Here is a 15,922-nt window from a genome sequence, read left to right as displayed (position 1 = left end):
GACGCCCCCGGGCCGCGGGGGCTGAGCGCGGCCCGGACGGGGCCCTGGTCGGGAGCGGTGGGCGTAAAGGTCAGCGCACGAACAGCGAGGCCTTGGAGGCGAGGTCGAGGAAGTACTGCGGCAGCAGTCCGAGACCCAGCGTGACCAGCACCCCCACCCCGATCGCGGTCGCCGTGAAGGCGCTCGGGACCGCCACCGTGGGGCCCCCCGGCTGGGGGTCCGAGAAGAACATCAGCACGATGACCCGGATGTAGAAGAACGCGGCCACCGCCGAGCTCAGCACACCGACCACCACCAGCGGGGTCGCCCCGCCGCTGGCCGCGGCCTGGAACACCGCGAACTTCCCGGTGAACCCGGAGGTCAGCGGAATCCCGGCGAAGGCCAGCAGGAACAGCGCGAACACCGCCGCCACCAGCGGCGAGCGCCGCCCGAGGCCGGCCCAGCTGGACAGGTGGGTCGCCTCGCCCTTGGAGTCGCGCACCAGCGTCACCACCGCGAACGCGCCGAGCGTCACGAAGGAGTACGCCAGCAGGTAGAACAGCACCGAGGAGATGCCCTGCTTGTTGACGGCGATCACGCCGGTCAGGATGAACCCCGCGTGCGCGATCGAGGAGTACGCCAGCAGGCGCTTGACGTCCTGCTGGGTCACCGCGAGCACCGCGCCCACCACCATGGTGAGGATCGCGACGCCCCACATCACCGGCCGCCAGTCCAGCCGCAGGCCCGGGAAGGCCACGTAGAACAGCCGCAGGAAGGCCCCGAAGGCCGCGACCTTGGTGGCCGCCGCCATGAAACCGGTCACCGGGGTCGGCGCGCCCTGGTAGACGTCCGGGGTCCAGGAGTGGAAGGGCACCGCGGCGACCTTGAACAGCAGGCCGACCGCCAGCATCGCCAGGCCGGTCAGCACCAGCGCGTCGCTCTGGGTGGTGCTCAGCTGCGCGGGGGTGGTCATCGCCTTGCCGGAGATGACGTCCCCGATGTCGCCGAGCTTCACGCTGCCCGCGTAGCCGTACAGCAGCGCGGTGCCGAACAGGAAGAACGCCGAGGCGAAGGCGCCGAGCAGGAAGTACTTGACCGCCGCCTCCTGGGAGAGCAGCCGGCGGCGCCGGGCCAGCGCGCACAGCAGGTACAGCGGCAGCGAGAAGACCTCCAGCGCCACGAACATGGTCAGCAGGTCGTTGGCGGCGGGGAACAGCAGCATGCCGCCGACCGCGAACATGGTGAGCGGGAAGACCTCGCTGGTGGCGAAGCCGGCCCGGACCGCGGCCCGCTCCTGCTCGCCGCCGGGGGTGGCGGCGGCCTGGGCGGCGAAGGCGTCGGCGGGCAGGCCGCCGGCCTTGGGCTCCAGCCTCCGCTCGGCGTAGGTGAGCACCGCGACCACGGAGGCCAGCAGGATCACGCCCTGGAGGAACAGCGCCGGGCCGTCCATCGCGACGGACTCCATGGCCAGCAGGTCGATCCGGGTGAAGCCGTGGCTCTGCACGGCCAGCACCACCACGGCGACGAAGGCGCCGACCAGCCCGGCCAGGGCGAGCGTCACCTGGGTCCAGTGCCGGTACCGGCGGGGCACGAAGGCCTCCACCAGGACGCCGGCCACGGCGGCCGCGAACACCACGAGCATCGGGGAGAGCTGGCCGTACTCGATGTGCGGCGCCGGGATGCTGGGGGTGTTGCCGCCGGCGGCGGCGAGCACTGCGGTGGCACTCACTTCTGCTCACCTCCTGAGGTGGCGGCGACCGGGTGGGCCGGCGCCGGGTCGGTCTGGTGGACCTGCGAGAGCGTCGCGTTCACCGAGGGGTTGACCAGGTCGGTGAGCGGCTTCGGGTAGACACCGAGCAGGATGGTCAGCGCCACCAGCGGGCCGACCACGGCGAGTTCGCGGGCCTTGAGGTCGGGCATCGTGCGCACCCCGTCCTTCACCGGGCCGGTCATGGTGCGCTGGTACAGCAGCAGGGCGTACAGCGCGGCCAGCACGATGCCGAAGGTGGCCACGATCCCGATCGCCGGGTAGCGGGTGAAGGTGCCCACCAGGACCAGGAACTCGCTGACGAACGGGGCCAGCCCGGGCAGCGACAGGGTGGCCAGACTGCCGATCAGGAACGTCCCGGCCAGCACCGGGGCGACCTTCTGCACGCCGCCGTAGTCGGCGATCAGCCGCGAGCCGCGACGGGAGATCAGGAAGCCGGCCACCAGCATCCACGCCGCCGTGGACAGGCCGTGGTTCACCATGTAGAGGGTCGCGCCGCTCTGGCCCTGGCTGGTCAGGGCGAAGACGCCCATGATGATGAAACCGAAGTGCGAGATCGAGGCGTACGCCACCAGGCGCTTGATGTCCTTCTGGCCGATCGCCAGCAGCGCGCCGTAGACGATCCCGATCAGCGCCAGGACCAGGATCGCCGGGGCGAAGGTCTTCGAGGCGTTCGGGAACAGCCCGAGGCAGAAGCGCAGCATCGCGAAGGTGCCGACCTTGTCCACCACCGCGGTGATCAGCACGGCGGTGCCGGCGGTGGACTCGCCCATCGCGTTCGGCAGCCAGGTGTGCAGCGGCCAGAGCGGGGCCTTCACCGCGAAGGCGAAGAAGAAGCCCAGGAACAGCGCCTTCTCGGCGGTGCCGGTCAGCTGGAGCCGGCCGTCGGCGATCGCCGAGGTCAGCGTCGGCAGGTCGAAGGTGCCGAAGCCCTGGTCCTGCGCCGTCACGTACAGGCCGATCACGGCGGCCAGCATCACCAGGCCGCCGAGCAGGTTGTAGAGCAGGAACTTCACGGCCGCGTAGGAGCGCTGACGCGCCGACTCGGGGCCGCCCGCCCGGTCTCCGAAGCCGCCGATCAGGAAGTACATCGGGATCAGCATGGCTTCGAAGAACACGTAGAACACGAAGACGTCGGTGGCGTAGAAGGAGACGACCACCATCGCCTCCACCGCCAGGATCAGGGCGAAGAAGGCCTGGGTGCGGCGCTTGTTCTCGAAGGTGCCGTCCGGCCCGGCCGGCGCCGGGTCGGCGTCGTGCCAGGAGGCGAGGATCACCAGCGGCACGAGCACGGCGGTGAGCAGGGCGAGCACCGCGCCGATACCGTCCACGCCGAGCGAGAAGGTGATGCCGAAGGAGCGGATCCAGCTGTACGACTCGTTCAGCTGGAAGCGGGCGCCGTGCGGGTCGAACCGGGCCGCCACCACGGCGGCCAGCACCAGGGTGACGGCCGAGGCGCCCAGCGCGACGGCCTTGGTGGTCCTGCGCCGGCTCTCGGAGGACCCGGCGGGCAGCGCGGCCGTCAGCACCGCGCCGGCCGCCGGGACGGCGCAGGTGGCGGTCAACAGAAAGCTCATGGCCTGGCCCCCCAACGGATATCAGGACGAGTCATCACGTGGACCTCATCAGGAGAGTCATGGCGACCAGCACCAGCGTGCCGCCGAACATGGAGAGCGCGTACGAGCGGACGTAGCCGTTCTGGACCCGCCGCAGCCGGCCGGAGAGCCCGCCGATCCCGGCGGCCAGGCCGTTGACCACGCCGTCCAGGCCGCGGCTGTCGAAGAAGACCAGCGCCGCGGCGAGCGCCGAGCCCGGCCGCACCAGCACCGCGTGGTTGAAGTCGTCCTGCAGCAGGTCGCGGCGGGCGGCCCGGGTGAGCGGGGAGCCGACCGGCGGCACCACCGGGACCGGCGAGCGCCCGTACACCAGGTACGCGAGGCCGACGCCGGCCAGCATGCAGGCCGTGGTCAGCAGGGTGACGGTCAGCGGGGCGAGCGGGGAGTTGCCCTCCTCGTGCCCGGTGACCGGCTCCAGCCACTTCAGGAAGGAGTCGTTGAAGGCGAACAGCCCGCCCGCGAAGACCGAGCCGAAGGCCAGCAGGACCATCGGGACGGTCATCGTCCGCGGCGACTCGTGCGGGTGCGGGGCGTTGCCCTCCGCGTCCGGCTGCCAGCGCTTCTCGCCGAAGAAGGTCAGCACCATGACCCTGGTCATGTAGAACGCGGTGACCGCCGCGCCGACCAGCGCGCACCCCCCGAGGATCCAGCCCTCGGTGCCGCCCTTGGCGAAGGCCGCCTCGATGATCTTGTCCTTGGAGAAGAAGCCGGACAGGCCCGGGAAGCCGATGATCGCCAGGTAGCCGAGGCCGAAGGTGACGAAGGTGACCGGCATGTACTTCCGCAGGCCGCCGTAGTGACGCATGTTCACCTCGTCGTTCATGCCGTGCATGACCGACCCGGCGCCGAGGAACAGCCCGGCCTTGAAGAAGCCGTGGGTCACCAGGTGCATGATCGCGAAGGCGTAGCCGATCGGGCCGAGCCCGGCCGCCAGCACCATGTAGCCGATCTGCGACATCGTCGAGCCGGCCAGCGCCTTCTTGATGTCGTCCTTGGCGCAACCGACGATCGCACCGAACAGCAGCGTGACCGCGCCGACCACCACCACGGCGGTCTGCGCGTCCGGCGCCAGGTCGAAGACCGCCGAGGAGCGGGTGATCAGGTAGACGCCCGCGGTCACCATGGTGGCCGCGTGGATCAGCGCCGACACCGGGGTCGGGCCCTCCATCGCGTCCCCGAGCCAGGACTGCAGCGGCACCTGCGCCGACTTGCCGCAGGCCGCCAGCAGCAGCATCAGGCCGATCGCCGTCAGCTTGCCCTCGCTCGCCTGGTGGGCACCGCCGAAGACCGGGTCGAAGGCGAAGGAGCCGAACTCCGCGAACATCAGCATGATCGCGATGGACAGGCCCATGTCGCCGACCCGGTTGACGATGAAGGCCTTCTTCGCCGCCGTCGCCGCACTCGGCTTGTGCTGCCAGAAGCCGATCAGGAGGTACGAGGCCAGGCCCACGCCCTCCCAGCCGAAGTACAGCAGCAGGTAGTTGTCCGCGACCACCAGCAGCAGCATGGCGGCCAGGAACAGGTTCAGGTACGCGAAGAAGCGGCGCCGGCGCTCGTCGTGCGCCATGTAGCCGACCGAGTAGAGGTGGATCAGCGTGCCGACACCGGTGATCAGCAGGACGAAGGTCATCGACAGCTGGTCGAGCCGGAAGGAGATATCGGCCTGGAAGCCGTTCACCGGGATCCAGCTGAACAGGTGCCGGGTGATCGCCCGGTGCTCGGCGTCACGGCCGAGCATGTCCGAGAACAGGGCCAGGCCGAAGCCGAACGAGAGCGCCGCGAGCGCGGTGGCCAGCCAGTGGCCGAAGCGGTCCAGCGCCCGGCCGCCGAGCAGCAGCAGGGCGGCGCCCGCCAGTGGAGCCGCCACCAGCAGCGGAATGAGAGATTTCACCGAGGGCCCTCCGCCTACAGCTTCATCAGGTTGCTGTCGTCGACCGAAGCGGAGTGCCTGGTCCGGAAGATGGAGACGATGATGGCGAGGCCGACCACGACCTCGGCCGCCGCGACCACCATCGTGAAGAACGCGATGATCTGGCCGTCCAAGGTCCCGTGCAGCCGGGAGAAGGTCACCAGGGCGAGGTTCGAGGCGTTCAGCATCAGCTCCACGCACATGAACAGCACGATCGCGTTCCGTCGGACCAGCACCCCGGCCGCTCCGATGGTGAACAACAGGGCCGACAGGTAGAGGTAGTTGACCGGGTTCACTCCGCGCCCTCCTCGTCGGCCGGGTGCTTCACGTTGTTCGCCGGCACCGGCCCGCCGTTCGCCGGCAGCGGGGCGCCGTTGGCCGGCACCGGCTCCAGCGACTTGCGCGGGGCCTTCACGGCCGGCCGCTCCGAGGACGGACGGCCCAGCCAGTCCGCCGTGCTGTTCTCCAGCTCCGCCATCCGCCGCAGCATCGCCTGGCTGACGTCCCGGACCTGGCCGCGCTCGCGCAGCGTCGCCATCACCGAGTCCTCGGCGATCGTGCCGTCCGGCAGCAGCCCCGGCACGTCCACCGCGTTGTGCCGGGCGTACACGCCCGGCGCCGGCAGCGGCGGCAGCTGGATGTTGTCCACGACCCGCTGCGCCGCCAGCTCGCGCTGCGTCTTCGGCGCCTTCACGTGCTCCCGGTGGGTCAGCACCATCGCGCCGATCGCCGCGGTGATCAGCAGCGCGCCGGTGACCTCGAAGGCCCACACGTAGCGGGTGAAGATCAGCCGGGCCAGGCCCGGCACGTTGCCCTCGGCGTTCGCCTCGGACAGCCCGGTGAAGTGGTCCAGCTTCGCGTTGGCGATCCCGGCGATCAGCAGCACGCCGAAGCCCAGCCCGCACAGCGCCGCGGCGAACCGCTGGCCCTTCAGCTGCTCCTTCAGCGAGTCCTCACTGGTGACGCCGACCAGCATCACCACGAACAGGAACAGCATCATGATCGCGCCGGTGTAGACCACGATCTGCACCACGCCCAGGAACACCGCACCCTGGGCCATGTAACAGACCGCCAGCGCCATCATGGTGGCCGCCAGGCAGAGCGCGCTGTGCACGGCCTTGCGCATCAGCACCATGCCGAGCGCACCGCCGACCGCGATCACCGCGAGCACCCAGAACTGGACGGCCTCGCCCGTCGAGGTCGTCCCGGTCGCCTCCGCCAGCCGCGCGATCACTGCTGCACCTCCTTGTCCCGCTCGGTGCGCTCCTGCTGGACCGTCCCCGGCGCCGCCGCGGTGACCTCGCCCCGGTAGTACGCGCCCTCGTCGGTGCCCGGGAAGATCGCGTGCGGGGTGTCGACCATGCCCTCGGACAGGCCCACCAGCAGCTGCTCCTTGGTGAAGATGAGGTCCCGCCGGGAGGAGTCGGCCAGCTCGTACTCGTTGGTCATGGTCAGCGCCCTGGTCGGGCAGGCCTCGATGCACAGCCCGCACAGGATGCAGCGGGCGTAGTTGATCTGGTACACCGCGCCGTAGCGCTCACCCGGGGAGTAGCGCTCCTCGTCCTGGTTGTCCGCGCCCTCCACGTAGATCGCGTCGGCCGGGCAGGCCCACGCGCACAGCTCGCAGCCGACGCACTTCTCCAGGCCGTCCGGGTGCCGGTTCAGCTGGTGGCGGCCGTGGAAGCGCGGAGCGGTGGGCTTCTTCTGCTCCGGGTACTGCTCGGTGAGCCGCTTCTTGAACATGGCCTTGAAGGTCACGCCGAAGCCGGCGGCCGGGCCGAGGATCGACGGACGGTCGCCCCGTTCGGCGTGGCCCGTTCGATCGGACTGGTCGGACATCTCGGTTCAGCTCCCTTCGGAATGGTCGGCCCCGTTGAGGGCGTCCTGGAGTTGCTTCGGGGCACGGCTGCGGCGGCGCGGCACCGGCGGGAGCACCTGGCCGGGCAGCGGCGGGACGGGGTAGCCGCCCGCCATCGGGTCGAACTCCCCCCCGTCCTTCGGCCGGGCCGGGCCCGCACCGGGCGGGGCCTCCCCGGACTCCGGCTGCTTCCTCAGGAAGTCCCGCAGCAGCGCCAGCAGCAGCACCGCCCCGACCGGGGCACCCACGTACAGCACCACCTGGCCGAAGCCGTAGCCCTCGTTGCGCAGCGCCCGCACGCTCGCGATCAGCACCAGCCACACCAGCGAGACCGGGATCAGCACCTTCCAGCCCAGCTTCATGAACTGGTCGTAGCGGAGCCGGGGCAGCGTGCCGCGCAGCCAGATGAAGAAGAACAGCAGCAGCTGGATCTTCAGCGTGATCCACAGCATCGGCCACCAGCCGTGGTTGGCGCCCTCCCAGAAGGTCGTCACCGGCCACGGGGCCCGCCAGCCGCCCAGGAAGAGGGTCGAGGCCACCGCCGAGACCGTCACCATGTTCACGTACTCGGCCAGCATGAACATCGCGAACTTCAGCGAGGAGTACTCGGTGTTGAAGCCGCCGACCAGCTCGCCCTCGGCCTCCGGCAGGTCGAACGGCGCCCGGTTGGTCTCGCCGACCATCGCGATGATGTAGACGATGAACGACACCGGCAGCAGCGCCGCGAACCAGGTCGGCTGCTGGTGCGCCACGATCTCCGAGGTCGACATCGAGCCCGAGTAGATGAACACCGCCGCGAAGGACAGGCCCATCGCGATCTCGTAGCTGATCATCTGCGCGGACGAGCGCAGCCCGCCCAGCAGCGGGTACGTCGAACCCGAGGACCAGCCGGCCAGCACGATGCCGTAGATGCCCACCGAGGCCGTCGCCAGGACGTACAGCAGCGCGACCGGGAAGTCCGTCAGCTGGAGCGGCGTACGGGTGCCGAAGATCGACACCTCGTTGCCGGCCGGACCGAACGGGATCACCGCGAAGGCCATGAACGCGGGGATGGCGCAGACGATCGGGGCCAGGATGTAGACCACCTTGTCCGAGCCCTTGACCACCAGGTCTTCCTTCAGCGCCAGCTTCACGCCGTCCGCCAGCGACTGCAGCAGGCCCCACGGGCCGTGCCGGTTGGGCCCGATGCGCAGCTGCATCCAGGCCACCACCTTGCGCTCCCAGACGATCGCGATCAGCACCGTCAGGACCAGGAAGGCGAAGCAGAACACCGCCTTCAGCAGCACCAGCCACCACGGGTCCTGCCCGAAGAAGTGGAGCGTCTCGTACGGCTGCGACGTCATCGGTCCTCCCCTGTGCCGTCGCCGGCGGTCTCGTCCGCGGCCCCGGGTTCGGAGCCGGCCCCGGGTGCGGGTCCGACTTCGGGTCCGGGTCCGACTTCGGGCTCGGGTTCGGGCTCGGGTTCCGACTCGGCCGCGGCGATCGTGACCAGGTGGCCGACGGTGGTGCCGAGCGCGCGGTGGGCGCCGCCCGGCGTGGAGTCGAGCGGGACCCAGACCGTGCGGTCCGGGATCGAGTCGGTGACCTCCAGCGGCAGGGTCAGCGATCCGGCCGGACCGGTCAGCCGCAGCTCCTCGGCCGCCCCGGCGCCGATCTCCTTGGCCGTCTCCGCCGAGATCCGGGCCACCGTCCGGTGCCGGGTGCCCGCCAGGTGCGGGTCCCCCTGCTGCAGCACGCCGTTGTCCAGCAGCAGGCGCCAACCCGCCAGCACCGCCTGGCCGGTGGCCGGTCGGGGCAGCAGGCCCGGGTGCGCCGCCGGGTCGGCCGTGCGGTCGCCCTCCCAGGGGGCGAAGCGGTCCAGCTCCAGCCGGGCCGCCCGGACGTCCGGCAGGCCCAGCCGGTGGCCCAGCGCGTCGGCCAGCATGCCCAGCACCCGCAGGTCCGGCTGGAGGTGGCGGCCCATCTGCTGGTCCGGCTTGAGCGCCGACTCGAACATCCGCACCCGGCCCTCCCAGTCCAGGAAGGTGCCGGCCTTCTCCGCCGCCGCCGCCACCGGCAGCACCACGTCGGCCCGCGCCGTCACCGCCGAGGGCCGCAGCTCCAGCGACACCAGGAACGGCACCACCGCCAGCGCCTCGTCGGCCAGCGCCGGATCCGGCAGGTCGTCCGGGTCCACGCCGCCGACCAGCAGCGCGTCCAACTCGCCCGCCACGGCCGCCGCCAGGATCCCGTCGGTGTCCCGGCCCGGCCGGGACGGCGGCTCGGCACCGCCCCACACCGCGGCCGCCTCCGCCCGGGCCGCCGGAACGGCCACCGGACGCCCGCCGGGCAGCAGGCCCGGCAGCACGCCCGCCTCGACGGCCCCGCGCTCACCGGCCCGGCGCGGCACCCAGGCGAGCTTCGCGCCCGTCGCGTGCGCCAACCGCAGCACCGCCGTCAGCCCGCCCGGGACGGCGGCCAGCCGCTCGCCCGCCAGGATCACCGCGCCCGGGGTGCGCAGCAGTTCGGCCGCCCGGCCCGCGTCGTCGTTCAGCGGCTCGTCCGCCGCCAGCGCCGCGAACCACTCCGGCTCGGTGCCGGGGGCGGCCGGCAGCAGCGCCCCGCGCAGCTTCGCCAGGCCCCGGGAGCCGAACGCGGCCACCGAGAACACCTTCAGGCCCGTCGCCCGGGTCGCCTTGCGCAGCCGCAGGAAGACGATCGGCGACTCCTCCTCCGGCTCGAAGCCCGCCAGCAGCACCGCCGGCGCCCGGTCGAGGTCCTCGTACGACACCCCGGTGCCGTCCACGTCGACGCCCCGCCCGGCCACCGCCGCGGCCAGGAAGTCCGCCTCCTCGCCGCTGTGCGGGCGGGCCCGGAAGTCCACGTCGTTGGTGCCCAGCACCACCCGCGCGAACTTCCCGTACGCGTAGGCGTCCTCGACCGTCACCCGGCCGCCGGCCAGCACCCCCGCCCGGACCCCGCGCAGCCCCTCGGCCGCCCGGGCCAGCGCCTCCGGCCAGGAGGCCGGCACCAGCTCGCCGTCCACCCGCACCAGCGGGGTGGTCAGCCGGTCGCGCTGCTGGGCGTAGCGGAAGGCGAAGCGGCCCTTGTCGCAGTTCCACTCCTCGTTCACCGCCGGGTCCTCGCCCGCCAGCCGGCGCAGCACCTTGCCGCGCCGGTGGTCGGTGCGCTGCGCGCAGCCCGAGGCGCAGTGCTCGCACACGCTCGGCGAGGAGACCAGGTCGAAGGGGCGCGAGCGGAACCGGTACGCCGCCGAGGTGAGCGCGCCCACCGGGCAGATCTGGATGGTGTTCCCGGAGAAGTAGGACTCGAAGTCGTCGCCCTCGCCGGTGCCGACCTGCTGCAGCGCCCCGCGCTCCACCAGGTCGATGAACGGGTCCCCGGCGATCTGCTGCGAGAAGCGGGTGCAGCGCGCGCACAGCACGCAGCGCTCGCGGTCCAGCAGCACCTGGCTGCTGATCGGCACCGGCTTCTCGTAGGTGCGCTTCATCCCCTCGAAGCGGGAGTCGGCGGCGCCGCTGCTCATCGCCTGGTTCTGCAGCGGGCACTCACCGCCCTTGTCGCAGACCGGGCAGTCCAGCGGGTGATTGATCAGCAGCAGCTCCATCACGCCGCGCTGGGCCTTCTCGGCCACCGGCGAGCTGAGCTGGGTGCGCACCACCATGCCCTCGGCCACCGGGATGGTGCAGGAGGCGACCGGCTTGCGCTGGCCCTCGACCTCGACGATGCACTGGCGGCAGGCGCCGGCCGGGTCGAGCAGCGGGTGGTCGCAGAAGCGCGGGATCTGGGTGCCGATGGTCTCGGCGGCCCTGATCACCAACGTTCCCTTGGGGACCCGCACTTCGACGCCGTCGATGGTGAGCGTGACCAGTTCGACCGCTGTCTCGGAGGCCGTTGGCTCTGTGATCGTCACGCGTGCACCTCCCTTTCGGTGGCGGACTGGTGGCCGGGGCGGGGGCCGTCGGCCCAGACGGTGGAGGCGGCCGGGTCGAACGGGCAGCGGCGCTCGGCCAGGTGCTGCTCGTACTCGGCCCGGAAGTGCTGGAGCGAGGAGACGATCGGACTGGCCGCGCCGTCGCCCAGGGCGCAGAACGACTTGCCGTTGATGTTGTCGGCGATGTCGAGGAGCTTCTCCAGGTCCCCGTCGACGCCCTGGCCCGCCTCGATCCGCTTGAGCAGCTGGACCAGCCAGTAGGTGCCCTCGCGGCAGGGGGTGCACTTGCCGCAGGACTCGTGGGCGTAGAACTCCGTCCAGCGGGTGACGGCCCGCACCACGCAGGTCGTCTCGTCGAAGACCTGGAGCGCCTTGGTGCCAAGCATCGAGCCGGCCGCCCCGACGCCCTCGTAGTCCAGCGGGACGTCGAGGTGCTCGTCGGTGAACATCGGGGTGGAGGAGCCGCCCGGGGTCCAGAACTTCAGCCGGTGCCCGGCGCGGACGCCGCCGCTGAGGTCGAGCAGCTGGCGCAGCGTGACGCCGAGCGGGGCCTCGTACTGGCCGGGGTTGGTGACGTGGCCGGAGAGAGAGTAGAGCGTGAAGCCGGGGGACTTCTCGGTGCCCAGGGCCTTGAACCACTCCTTGCCGCGGGACAGGATCGGCGGCACCGAGGCGATCGACTCGACGTTGTTGACCACCGTCGGGCAGGCGTACAGGCCGGCGATGGCCGGGAACGGGGGCCGCAGCCTGGGCTGGCCGCGGCGGCCCTCCAGCGAGTCCAGCAGCGCCGTCTCCTCGCCGCAGATGTAGGCGCCGGCGCCGGCGTGCACGGTGATGTCCAGGTCGACGCCCGAGCCGAGGATGTTCCGGCCCAGCAGCCCCGCCCCGTACGCCTCGGCGACGGCCGCGTGCAGCCGGCGCAGCACCGGGACGACCTCGCCGCGCAGGTAGATGAAGGCGTGGTCGCAGCGGATCGCGTAGGAGGCGATGATCATGCCCTCGATCAGCGCGTGCGGGTTGGCGAACAGCAGCGGGATGTCCTTGCAGGTGCCCGGCTCGGACTCGTCCGCGTTGACCACCAGGTAGTGCGGCTTGCCGTCGTTCTGCGGGATGAACTGCCACTTCATCCCGGTGGGGAAGCCGGCGCCGCCGCGGCCGCGCAGGCCGGAGTCCTTGACCAGGGCGATCACGTCGTCCGGCGGCATGGCGAGGGCCGCCTTGAGGCCCTCGTAGCCGTGGTGGCGGCGGTAGGTGTCGAGCGTCCAGGGGCGGCTGTCGTCCCAGGAGTCGGACAGGACCGGGGTGAGCAGCTTCTCGGCCGGCTCGGCGGAGGTCATCACGCTTCGCTCCCTTCCTGGCCGTTGCCCGCCTGGCCGTTGCCTGCCTGGCCGTTGGCCTCGGGGCGGGGTGCGTCGGGGCGGGGTGCGTCGGAGCGCGGGGATTCGGGGCGCGGGGCGACCACCTTGGTGCCGGGGGCGCCGGGCAGCGCCTCGCCGCGGGCCAGCCGCAGGCCGGCCAGGGAGGGCGCGCCGCCGGCGCCGGACTCGTCGTTGGCCCCCGGGCGCTCGTCGGGGAAGCCGGCCAGGATCCGGGAGGTCTCCTTGAAGCCGCACAGCCGGGCGCCGCGGGTGGGCCGGACCTCTCGGCCGGCGCGCAGGTCGTCGACCAGCTGCCGGGCGCTGTCCGGGGTCTGGTTGTCGAAGAACTCCCAGTTGACCATCACCACGGGCGCGTAGTCGCAGGCCGCGTTGCACTCGATGTGCTCGATCGAGACCTCGCCGTCCTCGGTGGTCTCGTTGTTGCGGACGCCCAGGTGCTCCTGGAGCTCGGCGAAGATCTGGTCGCCGCCGAGCACCGCGCACAGGGTGTTGGTGCAGACCCCGACGTGGTACTTCCCGGCCGGGCGACGCCGGTACATGGTGTAGAAGGTCGCGACCGCGGTGACCTCGGCGGTGGTGAGGTCCAGCTGTTCGGCGCAGAAGCGGATCCCGGTCGGGCTGACGAAGCCCTCCTCCGCCTGCACCAGGTGCAGCAGCGGCAGCAGCGCCGAGCGGGCCTGCGGGTAGCGGGCGATCAGCTCGGCTGCGTCGGCGGCCAGCCGGGCACGCACCTCCTCGGGGTACGGTGCGGCCGGCAGTGCCGGCAGTCCGAGTTCGACGTTGGTCACCGGTCCACGCCTCCCATCACCGGGTCGATCCCGGCCACCGCGACGATCACGTCGGCCACCTGGCCGCCCTCGCACATCGCCGCCATCGTCTGCAGATTGGTGAACGACGGGTCCCGGAAGTGGACCCGGTACGGACGCGTCCCGCCGTCGCTGACCACGTGCACGCCCAGCTCGCCCTTGGGCGACTCGACCGCCGCGTACGCCTGGCCGACCGGGACCCGGAAGCCCTCGGTGACCAGCTTGAAGTGGTGGATCAGGGCCTCCATCGAGGTGCCCATGATCTTGCGGATGTGATCGAGGGAGTTGCCCATCCCGTCCGGGCCGACGGCCAGTTGGGCCGGCCAGGCGATCTTCTTGTCGGCCACCATGACCGGGCCGGGCCGCAGCCGGTCCAGGCACTGCTCGACGATCCGCAGCGACTGCTTCATCTCCTCCAGGCGGATCAGGAAGCGGCCGTAGGAGTCGGCGCTCTCCGCGATCGCGACCTCGAAGTCGTAGTCCTGGTAACCGCAGTACGGGTCGGTCTTGCGCAGGTCGTGCGGCAGGCCGGTGGCGCGCAGGATCGGACCGGTGGCGCCGAGGGCCAGGCAGCCGGGCAGGTCCAGGAAGCCGACGTCGACCAGGCGGGCCTTGAACACCGGGTTGCCGGTGGCGAGTTTGTCGTACTCGTGCATCCGGGAGCGGAAGACCTTGACCGCCTCGCGGATCTGGTCGACCGCGCCGGGCGGCAGGTCCTGGGCGAGGCCGCCGGGGCGCACGTACGCGTGGTTCATGCGCAGGCCGGTGACCAGCTCGAAGACGTCCAGGATCAGTTCGCGGTCCCGGAAGCCGTAGATCATCAGGGTGGTGGAGCCGATCTCCATGCCGCCGGTGGCCAGGCAGACCAGGTGCGAGGCGATCCGGTTGAGCTCCATCATCATCACCCGGATGACGTTGGCGCGGTCCGGGACGTCGCCGGTGATGCCGAGCAGCTTCTCGACCGCCAGGCAGTAGGCCGTCTCGTTGAACAGCGGGGTCAGGTAGTCCATGCGGGTCACGAAGGTGGTGCCCTGGACCCAGCTGCGGAACTCCATGTTCTTCTCGATGCCGGTGTGGAGGTAGCCGATGCCGCAGCGGGCCTCCTTCACCGTCTCGCCGTCGATCTCCAGGATCAGCCGCAGCACGCCGTGGGTGGACGGGTGCTGGGGGCCCATGTTGACGATGATGCGCTCGTCGTCGGCCCGGCCGACCGCCTCGACCACCTCGCCCCAGTCGCCGCCGGTGACGGTGAAGACCCGGCCCTCGGTGGTCTCGCGGGCGTCGGCTTCCTCGGTCTCTCCATAGTGCTGGGTGTTCATCAGCTGTACGACCTCCGCTGGTCGGGAGCCGGGATCTGGGCGCCCTTGTACTCGACGGGGATGCCGCCGAGCGGGTAGTCCTTGCGCTGCGGGTGGCCCAGCCAGTCGTCCGGCATCATGATCCGGGTGAGCGCCGGGTGGCCCTCGAAGACCAGGCCGAAGAAGTCGTAGGCCTCGCGCTCGTGCCAGTCGTTGGTCGGGTACACGCTCACCACGGAGGGGACGCGCGGATCGGCGTCGGGCGCGGTGACCTCCAGCCGGATCAGCCGGCCGTGGGTGATCGAGCGCAGGTGGTAGACCGCGTGCAGCTCGCGGCCCTTGTCGCCGGGGTAGTGCACGCCGCTCACCCCCAGGCAGAGCTCGAAGCGCAGCGCCGGGTCGTCGCGCAGGATCCGGGCGGTCCTCAGCAGGTGGTCGCGCTCGATGTGGAAGGTGATCTCGCCGCGGTCGACCACCGTCCTCTCGATCACCTCGACCGGGTCCAGGCCCTGCTCCTCCAGGGCGCCCTCCAGCTCGTCGGCGACCTCGTCGAACCAACCGCCGTACGGGCGTTCGCTCGGACCGGGCAGCACGATCGGGGCGGCCAGACCGCCGAAGCCGGAGGTGTCGCCACTGCCCTCGGCACCGAACATGCCCTGGCGGCGGCCGACCACCTCGACCGGGATCTCGCGGACCGGCTGCTCGCGGCGGGTCTCGGGTACCTGCTCGTTCATCGCAGCTGCCCCCGCATCTCGCTGATCGGGGTGGCCTTGAGGGCGAGCGCCTCGCCGAGCTCCTCGGCCCGGCGCCTGTTCACGCCCAGCGGCTCGTGCTGGATCTTGTCGTGCAGCTTCAGGATGGCGTCCATCAGCATCTCCGGACGGGGCGGACAGCCGGGCAGGTAGATGTCCACCGGGACGATGTGGTCGACGCCCTGGACGATCGCGTAGTTGTTGAACATCCCGCCGGACGAGGCGCAGACACCCATCGAGATGACCCACTTGGGGTTGGGCATCTGGTCGTACACCTGGCGCAGCACCGGGGCCATCTTCTGACTCACCCGGCCCGCCACGATCATCAGATCGGCCTGCCGGGGGGAGCCCCGGAAGACCTCCATGCCGAACCGGGCCAGGTCGTAGCGGCCCGCCCCGGTGGTCATCATCTCGATCGCGCAGCAGGCCAGACCGAAGGTGGCCGGGAAGAGTGACGCCTTGCGCACCCAGCCGGCGGCCGTCTCCACGGTCGTGAGCAGAAAGCCGCTCGGCAGCTTCTCCTCGATTCCCATCAGATCCCTCTCAATGCCCTCAAGTCCTCTGATACGTGGGCCGGTTCTGGCTTGTCCGCTCGTTCACAAGCGGGTGCTCAGCCGGCGGAC

The 15,922-nt window shown here is 71.4% G+C and carries 13 protein-coding genes; all 13 read right to left on the bottom strand.

The genetic code is table 11. The annotated features are described in order from the left end of the window. Window positions 1-70: 70 nt before the first annotated feature. The 13 genes from nuoN to ACFRQN_RS19325 are packed head-to-tail and all read right to left on the bottom strand — an operon-like array spanning window position 71 to window position 15,832. The gene (gene nuoN, locus ACFRQN_RS19385) at window positions 71-1,708 is read right to left on the bottom strand and encodes an NADH-quinone oxidoreductase subunit NuoN (RefSeq protein ID WP_049652549.1); all 1,638 of its coding nucleotides are present in this window, start codon (window positions 1,706-1,708) and stop codon (window positions 71-73) included. Beyond that, window positions 1,705-3,324: an NADH-quinone oxidoreductase subunit M gene (locus ACFRQN_RS19380; RefSeq protein ID WP_074005526.1), complete on the bottom strand. Its 1,620-nt coding sequence runs from the start codon at window positions 3,322-3,324 to the stop codon at window positions 1,705-1,707. The genes nuoN and ACFRQN_RS19380 overlap by 4 nt, the downstream gene beginning before the upstream one ends. Window positions 3,325-3,358: 34 nt before the next feature. Beyond that, window positions 3,359-5,254 (bottom strand): NADH-quinone oxidoreductase subunit L, encoded by a 1,896-nt coding sequence (gene nuoL / locus ACFRQN_RS19375; protein WP_380741309.1) that lies wholly within the window; start codon window positions 5,252-5,254, stop codon window positions 3,359-3,361. A gap of 14 nt (window positions 5,255-5,268) precedes the next feature. Next, window positions 5,269-5,568, bottom strand: a complete 300-nt coding sequence (gene nuoK / locus ACFRQN_RS19370) for an NADH-quinone oxidoreductase subunit NuoK (protein WP_049652557.1) — start codon at window positions 5,566-5,568, stop codon at window positions 5,269-5,271. Further along, complete coding sequence (locus ACFRQN_RS19365) at window positions 5,565-6,506, bottom strand: NADH-quinone oxidoreductase subunit J (RefSeq protein ID WP_380741308.1); 942 nt, start codon at window positions 6,504-6,506, stop codon at window positions 5,565-5,567. The genes nuoK and ACFRQN_RS19365 overlap by 4 nt, the downstream gene beginning before the upstream one ends. Continuing rightward, window positions 6,503-7,111: an NADH-quinone oxidoreductase subunit NuoI gene (nuoI, locus tag ACFRQN_RS19360; RefSeq protein ID WP_380741307.1), complete on the bottom strand. Its 609-nt coding sequence runs from the start codon at window positions 7,109-7,111 to the stop codon at window positions 6,503-6,505. Before nuoI ends, ACFRQN_RS19365 begins: the two co-directional genes overlap by 4 nt. A gap of 6 nt (window positions 7,112-7,117) precedes the next feature. Then, complete coding sequence (gene nuoH, locus ACFRQN_RS19355; RefSeq protein WP_375876368.1) at window positions 7,118-8,473, bottom strand: NADH-quinone oxidoreductase subunit NuoH; 1,356 nt, start codon at window positions 8,471-8,473, stop codon at window positions 7,118-7,120. Further along, window positions 8,470-11,043, bottom strand: a complete 2,574-nt coding sequence (locus ACFRQN_RS19350) for an NADH-quinone oxidoreductase subunit G (RefSeq protein ID WP_380741306.1) — start codon at window positions 11,041-11,043, stop codon at window positions 8,470-8,472. Before ACFRQN_RS19350 ends, nuoH begins: the two co-directional genes overlap by 4 nt. Further along, the gene (gene nuoF, locus ACFRQN_RS19345) at window positions 11,040-12,401 is read right to left on the bottom strand and encodes an NADH-quinone oxidoreductase subunit NuoF (protein ID WP_049651165.1); all 1,362 of its coding nucleotides are present in this window, start codon (window positions 12,399-12,401) and stop codon (window positions 11,040-11,042) included. The genes ACFRQN_RS19350 and nuoF overlap by 4 nt, the downstream gene beginning before the upstream one ends. Next, entirely contained in the window at window positions 12,401-13,231 is an 831-nt protein-coding gene (nuoE, locus tag ACFRQN_RS19340) for an NADH-quinone oxidoreductase subunit NuoE (protein WP_380741305.1), read from the bottom strand. The genes nuoF and nuoE overlap by 1 nt, the downstream gene beginning before the upstream one ends. Continuing rightward, window positions 13,228-14,568: an NADH-quinone oxidoreductase subunit D gene (locus ACFRQN_RS19335; RefSeq protein ID WP_049651167.1), complete on the bottom strand. Its 1,341-nt coding sequence runs from the start codon at window positions 14,566-14,568 to the stop codon at window positions 13,228-13,230. The genes nuoE and ACFRQN_RS19335 overlap by 4 nt, the downstream gene beginning before the upstream one ends. Then, the gene (locus ACFRQN_RS19330; protein ID WP_074005521.1) at window positions 14,568-15,281 is read right to left on the bottom strand and encodes an NADH-quinone oxidoreductase subunit C; all 714 of its coding nucleotides are present in this window, start codon (window positions 15,279-15,281) and stop codon (window positions 14,568-14,570) included. The genes ACFRQN_RS19335 and ACFRQN_RS19330 overlap by 1 nt, the downstream gene beginning before the upstream one ends. Further along, entirely contained in the window at window positions 15,278-15,832 is a 555-nt protein-coding gene (locus ACFRQN_RS19325) for an NADH-quinone oxidoreductase subunit B family protein (RefSeq protein WP_074005520.1), read from the bottom strand. The genes ACFRQN_RS19330 and ACFRQN_RS19325 overlap by 4 nt, the downstream gene beginning before the upstream one ends. Between the last annotated feature and the right edge of the window lie 90 nt (window positions 15,833-15,922).

The organism is Kitasatospora sp. NPDC056800 (assembly GCF_042789775.1).
Lineage (GTDB): Bacteria > Actinomycetota > Actinomycetes > Streptomycetales > Streptomycetaceae > Kitasatospora.
The sequence above is the reverse complement of the archived record's forward strand: the minus strand, read 5'-3'. Positions and strand labels throughout refer to the sequence as shown.